Here is a 6,351-nt window from a genome sequence, read left to right on the forward strand (position 1 = left end):
TGACGATGCTGCTGGTCGACGCAGGCAATACCCGGGTCAAGTGGGCCGTCGCGCAGGAAGGCGCCGCGCCCGGCGAGTGGCTCGCCCACGGCGCCGTGCTGCATGCGGAAATGGACGGCCTGCGGGCCGCCTGGGCCGGCCATGCTGTCGAGCGCGCGCTGGTCTCGAACGTGGCCGGCGCCGCCATGCGCGAGCGCCTCGCCGCCCTGCTCCCGCTGGCCCAGCCCGAATGGTTCGCTGCGCAGGCCGAGCTGGCCGGGCTGCGCAACCGCTACCGCAATCCCACCCAGCTGGGCGCCGACCGCTTCGCCGCCGCGCTGGGCGCCCGCACCCTGGCGCCCGGCAAGGCGCTGGTGGTGGCCACCTGCGGCACCGCGACCACCGTGGATGCCGTGTCGAGCGATGGCGAGTTCCTGGGCGGGATGATCCTGCCGGGACTCGGCCTGATGCTGGACTCGCTCGCGCGCGGCACCGCCCAGCTGCCGGCAACCAGCGCGGATGCCGTGCTGCCGCCGGTCTTTGCCGACAACACGCTGGACGCGATCCGCTCCGGCTGCATCTCGGCGCAGGCCGGCGCCATCGCGCGCGCTTGTGCGGCCCTGCCGGCGGAACTGTGCATCGTCTCGGGCGGCGCGGCCGGCCACGTGGCCCCGGCTTTGGCGCTGCCCTACCGGATGCTGGATAATATCGTGCTGGTCGGGCTGCACGCGGCCGCCATCGCGTCACCTTCGTCATAGGACCTAACGTGCTGAGATTCGTCTTCTGGTCGCTGCTGCTGCTGAACGCCGCCCTGTTCGCCTACGCCCAGGGTTTCCTGGGTTCGAGCAAGGGAAGCGATGAAGAACGCGCGCGCATCAAGCCCCAGCTGGAAGCATCGCGGCTGACCCTGCTGACCAACGAGCAGGCCGACGCGGCCAAGGCGGCGCCGGCAGCGGATCCAGCCAGCGCGCCGGCCGCGGCGACCGTGGAAGCCAGTGCAGCGGCGGCTCCCGCGCCGGTCAAGGCGGAGGCGCCGGCCAGGCCGCTGGCCTGCATCGACGTCGGCACCTTCAGCGCCGGCGAAGCGAAGCGCTTCGAAGCGCGCCTGGCCTCCCTCGAGCTGGGCGAGCGCCAGTCGCGCCAGGCCGTGCAGGCCCAGGACGTGACCAGCTACCTGGTGAACATCCCGCCCCAGGGCAGCAAGGAAGCGGCAGAGCGCAAGGCCGGCGAGCTGCGCGGCCTGGGCGTCACCAATTTCTTCATCATGCAGGGGGATTCGCCCATGAAGTGGGCGATCTCGCTGGGCGTGTTCAAGACCGAGAGCGGAGCCCAGGCCCTGCTGGCCCAGCTGAACAAGCAGGGCGTGCACAGCGCCCGCATCACGCCGCGCGGCCCCTCGGTCCCGCGCTACAGCTACCGCTTCCGCGATATCGAGGCTGCCGCACGGGCGCGCATCGAGTCGGTGGCGGATGCGGTGTCGTCGGCGGAAACGAAGAATTGCCGTTGATATGATTCGTGGGCACGGGGGCGCCTACGCTGGCCGCGCCCACCCTACCGCGATGCATTACCGCCGCACGACGATGGGCTTCAGACCCAAAGAGGAAGGCAAAGCCCGCGCCGCCTGCTGCGCCATCGCACGGGTCTCGAAAGGCCCGCTGTAGACGCGGTTGACCGACCCCGAACGCACCACTTCGATCGCCTGCGAGACGCCGGATTGCTTGAGCTTCTCGCTCACCTCTTCCGCCTTGCCCTCGCGGCCGTAGGAACCCAGCTGCAGGTAGTAGCCGGACCTGGCCGCCTTGCCATCCTGCGCGCGGGCCGGCGCATCGGGGCGGGCCACCGCGGCGCTGTCCATCGCCACGCGGTCTTCCAGCATCAAGGCAGCGATTTCCGCCGGCGCCGGCGCAGCCTGGGCGGCCGAGGCGGCGGCGCGGCGCACGGTGGCGACGCGGGTCGGATCGTCCGGGAACAGGCGCTCGAGCTCGACCTGGTGACTGCCCTTGCCCAGCAGGCCAAGCTTGAGCGCCGCCGTGTACGAGACGTCGACGATGCGGTCCGAATGGAAGGGGCCGCGGTCGTTGATGCGCACCACCACCGACTTGCCGGTTTCCAGGCTGGTGATGCGGGCATAGGACGGGATCGGCAGCGTGGGATGCGCAGCCGTCATCTTGTACATGTCGTAGGCTTCGCCCGACGAAGTGCGCTGGCCGTGGAACTTCACGCCATACCAGCTGGCGACGCCGCGCTGGCTGAAGGGTTCGTCGTTGAGGAGCGGGGTGTAGGTCTGCCCGAAGACCGAATACGGCTTGTTGGCGAACTTGGCATAGGGCTCGTACTTGACGACCGCGTCCGGCATGTCGCGCAGGCCCGGCGGCGGATTGTCGCCGGGGCCGTCGTCCTGGTAGTAGCCGCCGCGGCCGGAACCGGCCGGAGGCAGCTTGGGCAGGGTGGTGTCGATCTTGCCGTTCTTCGTTGCCACCTTGTGCTTCCAGGGCAGCGGAATCAGGCTTTTATGTTCGCCGTCACTGGTTGTGCTGCAGCCTGTCATCAGCGTCGTTGTTACTAACGCGATGACCGCTGGCAGAAACCGAACGGCCATCGCGTTCTCTTTCATGTCAGGTCTGCACCAGTTTGCGGTGTCTTTGAATACTCATCAATATACCACTGCCGAGCCCCAAAGTAATCAAGGCAGTTCCGCCATAGCTCATGAAAGGCAAGGGGACGCCGACCACCGGGAGGATGCCGCTGACCATGCCCATGTTGACGAAAGAGTAAACAAAAAACATCATCGCGATAGAACCGCCCAGCAAGCGCGTGAACAGGTTCGGGGCGTTTGCAGCGATCATCATGCTGCGCCCGATGAGCAGAAGATACAAGAACAGTAATACCAGGTTACCAACGAGGCCGAATTCTTCCGAGTACACCGAGAAGATGAAGTCGGTGGTGCGCTCCGGGATGAACTCGAGGTAGGCCTGGGTGCCCTTCAGGTAACCCTTGCCGCTGATGCCGCCGGAGCCGATCGCGATGGTCGACTGGATGATGTGGAAGCCCTTGCCCAGCGGGTCGGAGGTCGGATCGATCAGCGTCATCACGCGCTCGCGCTGGTAGTCGTGCAGCATCGACCAGGCCACCGGCAGCGCGGCGCAGCCGGCCGTGAACAGCCCGAGCAGGGCCTTCCACGACAGGCCGGCCAGGAAGATCACCCAGAAGCCCGCGGTGCCGACCAGCAGCGCGGTGCCGAGGTCGGGCTGCCTGACGATCAGGCCGAAGGGAATCAGCAGCAGCACGGCGGCGACGATGAAGTTCTGCCACTTCATGAAGCCGGCGCGGGCCTGGAAATACCAGGCCAGCATCAGCGGTGTGGCGATCTTGAGTATCTCGGAAGGCTGGATGTCGACGCCGACGTGCAACCAGCGCCGCGCGCCCTTCTTGATGGTGCCGAACAGCGCCACCGCCACCAATAGCGCGACGCCGAAACTGTAGATCGGCACGGCCAGGCGCAGCAGCATCTGCGGTGGAATGTTCGCCGCGATCCACATCACCGTGAAGGACAGCAGGATGTTGCGCATCTGCCCTTCCATGCGGCCCGGGAAATCGTGGCCGGCCGAACTCATGGTCAGCGTACCGACCGAGAACAGCAGGAACAGGATCAGGGCCAGCGGGCCGTCGAAGACCGTGAAGTAGGGTTTCAGGCGCCGGCTCAGCGAGCGCCGTTCTGGAATATGGGCTGGCATCGCTTACTCCTTGTTGCCCGGGGTCTCGCCGCCGGGCGGCTTCGGCAGGCCGGCGCTCGGGCCGAAGGCTTCTTCCGGCACCGCCAGGTCTTCCTTCTGCACCGCGGTACTCGGCACCGGCCTGGCCTTGTCGCCGGGACGCTTGCCCAGCAGGTAGTAGTCGAGCGCCTTGCGCGCGATCGGGGCCGCGTACTGGGCGCCGAAGCCGGCGTTCTCGACCACCATCGCGATCGCAATCTTCGGCTTGTCGGCCGGCGCGAAGGCGGTGAACAGCGCGTTGTCGCGCAGGCGTTCCGGCGTCATGCTGTGGTTGTACTTGGCCCCCTTCAGGCCGACCACCTGGGCGGTACCGGTCTTGCCGCCGGCCGTGTACTCCGCATTGCGGAAGGCCAGGCGGCCGGTGCCGCTCGGATCGGTCATCACACCCACCATCGCGTGCTTGATGGTGTCGATATTCTCCTGCTTCAGCGGGATGCGGCCGGATTCCTTCGGCACCGTCAGCGCGCGCTGGTGGGTAGCCCCGTCCTCGACGATCTTGACCAGGTGCGGCTTCATGATGACGCCGTTGTTGGCCAGGGTCGCCACCGCGTGCGCCAGCTGCAGCATGGTGTAGCTGTTGAAGCCCTGGCCGATGCTGACCGAGATCGTGTCGCCGCCGACCCATTTCTGGGCCGCGCGGTTGCGCTTGAAGCGTTCGCGCTTCCACTCCTGCGAAGGCAGCACGCCCGACTTCTCGTGCTCGAGGTCGATCCCGGTCGGCGAGCCGAAGCCGAACTGCTTCATGAAGCCGCTGATGGCGTCGATGCCCAAGTCGTTGCCGAGCTGGTAGTAGTAGGTATCGCAGGACATCACGATCGAGCGGTACATGTCGATGTAGCCGTGGCCGCCGGGCTTGTCGTCGTTGAAGCGGTGCCCGCCCAGCATGAAGAAACCGGCGTCGTTGATGCCCTGCTCCGGCCGGCGCTTGCCCAGCTCCAGCGCGGCCAGGGCCATGAAGGGCTTGAAGGTCGAGCCGGGCGGATAGGTGCCGGACAGCGGACGGTTCATCAGCGGCCGGTCGAGCGAGGTATTCAGCTCGCTCCAGCTTTGCGAATCGATGCCGTCGACGAACAGGTTGGGATCGAAGCCGGGGCGCGACACATAGGCCAGCACGTCGCCGGTCTCGGGTTCGATCGCGACCAGGGCGCCGCGGAAGTCGCCGAAGGCTTCCTCGATCACCTTCTGCAGCTCGATGTCGATCGACAGGATCAGGTTCGAACCCGGCACCGGCGCCGTGCGCGACAGGGTGCGGATCGCGCGCCCGCCGGCCGAGCGTTCGACTTCCTCGTAGCCGGTCTGGCCATGCAGCTGGCGCTCGTAGCTCTTCTCCAGGCCTTCCTTGCCGATGTGGTCGGTGCCGTTGTAGTTGGCCGAGTCGTCGCTTTCCTCGATGGCCCTGGCTTCGTTCTGGTTGATGCGGCCGATAAAGCCCAGCACATGCGAAGCGATCTCGCCCAGCGGGTACTGGCGGAACAGGCGCGCCTGCACCTCCACGCCCGGGAAGCGGAAGCGCTGGGCGGTGAAGCGCGCGACTTCGTCGTCGCTCAGGCGGGTGCGGATCGGCACGCTGGCGAAGTTCTTCGACTCTTCCAGCAGGCGCTTGAAGCGCTTCCTGTCCTTGGCCTCGATGGTGACCAGTTTCGACAGCTCGTCGATCACGGAATCGAGATTCGCCTCCAGCTTGGAAGGCGTGATCTCCAGGGTGTAGGCGGAGTAGTTGCTGGCCAGGACCACGCCATTGCGGTCGAGGATCAGGCCGCGGTTGGGGACGATCGGCACCAGGGCGATGCGGTTGTCCTCGGCCTGGGCCATGTACTGGTTGTGCTTGACCACCTGGAGCCAGACGAAGCGGGCGACCAGCAGGCCGAAGCAGATGAACACGAGCCCCACCAGCGCCGTCAGGCGCATGCGGAAATTGTGGATCTCGCGATCGTTGTTTTTAATCTCGGTCATTCAACGAACATCAGATTGGACGGGTGTGATCCTTGTCTACCGCACGGCGCTGCGGCGCCAGCAGCAGCCAGGTAATGGCCGGCCACAGCGCGACCGYGACCACGCTTTCGATGAAGTGCAGCCAGTCCGGAAAGCGCCCGGTGACGATGAAGCGGACGATCACCTGGATCGCCTGCGTCATCAGCAGCAGCGGGAACACGTGCATCGCCTGGGTCGCCAGCGGGAACCACAGCACGCGGCGGTGGATCATGATCGCCAGGTAGGACAGCAGGGTGTAGGCCAGCGCGTTCTCGCCGAGCAGGGTGGCGTCGTGCACGTCCATCAGCAGGCCCATCGAAAAAGCGATGCCGATGCCGACCTTGCGCGGCTGGTGGATGCCCCAGAATACCAGCACCAGCGCGACGAAGTCCGGCGCGCCGACCCAGCGTCCCCAGGGCAGCAGGTTGAGCATGAAGGCGCAGATCAGGCTGAAGGCGATGAACAGCGGGCTGACCGGCAGCAGGATGTAGTGCGGGCGGGTAGGCATCAGGTCCCCTCCCCGGTACGCGGCGCGGCGGGCGTGGCGTTCGCCGGCGCGCGCTGGGTGGCCGGCGGCGTGGTGCCGGTTGCGGGAGCGGCAGCGCCTGCGGCCGCGGCCGGCGTGGTG

General features: G+C 66.9%; 6 protein-coding genes. 2 read left to right on the top strand and 4 right to left on the bottom strand.

The annotated features are described in order from the left end of the window. Positions 1–5: 5 nt before the first annotated feature. Positions 6–737, top strand: coding sequence for a type III pantothenate kinase (locus AC1DIX_RS15495; RefSeq protein WP_477325492.1), 732 nt, complete (start codon positions 6–8; stop codon positions 735–737). An 8-nt stretch (positions 738–745) separates the two neighbouring features. After that, entirely contained in the window at positions 746–1,486 is a 741-nt protein-coding gene (locus tag AC1DIX_RS15500) for an SPOR domain-containing protein (RefSeq protein WP_477325488.1), read from the top strand. 57 nt (positions 1,487–1,543) lie between these two features. Here the strand turns inward: AC1DIX_RS15500 and AC1DIX_RS15505 are convergent, their stop codons facing one another. The 4 genes from AC1DIX_RS15505 to mreD all read right to left on the bottom strand — a co-directional run bounded on the left by AC1DIX_RS15505 (position 1,544) and on the right by mreD (position 6,231). Beyond that, complete coding sequence (locus tag AC1DIX_RS15505; protein ID WP_477325490.1) at positions 1,544–2,458, bottom strand: septal ring lytic transglycosylase RlpA family protein; 915 nt, start codon at positions 2,456–2,458, stop codon at positions 1,544–1,546. Positions 2,459–2,594: 136 nt separating this feature from the next. Beyond that, positions 2,595–3,713 carry a rod shape-determining protein RodA gene (gene rodA / locus AC1DIX_RS15510; RefSeq protein ID WP_442124058.1) on the bottom strand — a complete coding sequence of 373 codons (1,119 nt, stop codon included), beginning with the start codon at positions 3,711–3,713 and terminating at the stop codon, positions 2,595–2,597. A 3-nt stretch (positions 3,714–3,716) separates the two neighbouring features. Further along, on the bottom strand, positions 3,717–5,705 hold the full coding sequence (gene mrdA, locus AC1DIX_RS15515) for a penicillin-binding protein 2 (RefSeq protein WP_442124059.1): 1,989 nt from the start codon (positions 5,703–5,705) through the stop codon (positions 3,717–3,719). 10 nt (positions 5,706–5,715) lie between these two features. After that, positions 5,716–6,231: a rod shape-determining protein MreD gene (gene mreD / locus AC1DIX_RS15520; protein WP_477325494.1), complete on the bottom strand. Its 516-nt coding sequence runs from the start codon at positions 6,229–6,231 to the stop codon at positions 5,716–5,718. Positions 6,232–6,351 lie beyond the last annotated feature (120 nt).

The sequence above is a fragment of the Massilia sp. 05N420 genome (assembly GCF_056397205.1).

Coding starts and splice junctions, on each gene's coding strand:
- AC1DIX_RS15495 (WP_477325492.1), top strand. CDS start 6: ATGCTGCTGGTCGACGCAGGCAATACCCGGGTCAAGTGGGCCGTCGCG.
- rodA (WP_442124058.1), bottom strand. CDS start 3,713: ATGCCAGCCCATATTCCAGAACGGCGCTCGCTGAGCCGGCGCCTGAAA.
- mrdA (WP_442124059.1), bottom strand. CDS start 5,705: ATGACCGAGATTAAAAACAACGATCGCGAGATCCACAATTTCCGCATG.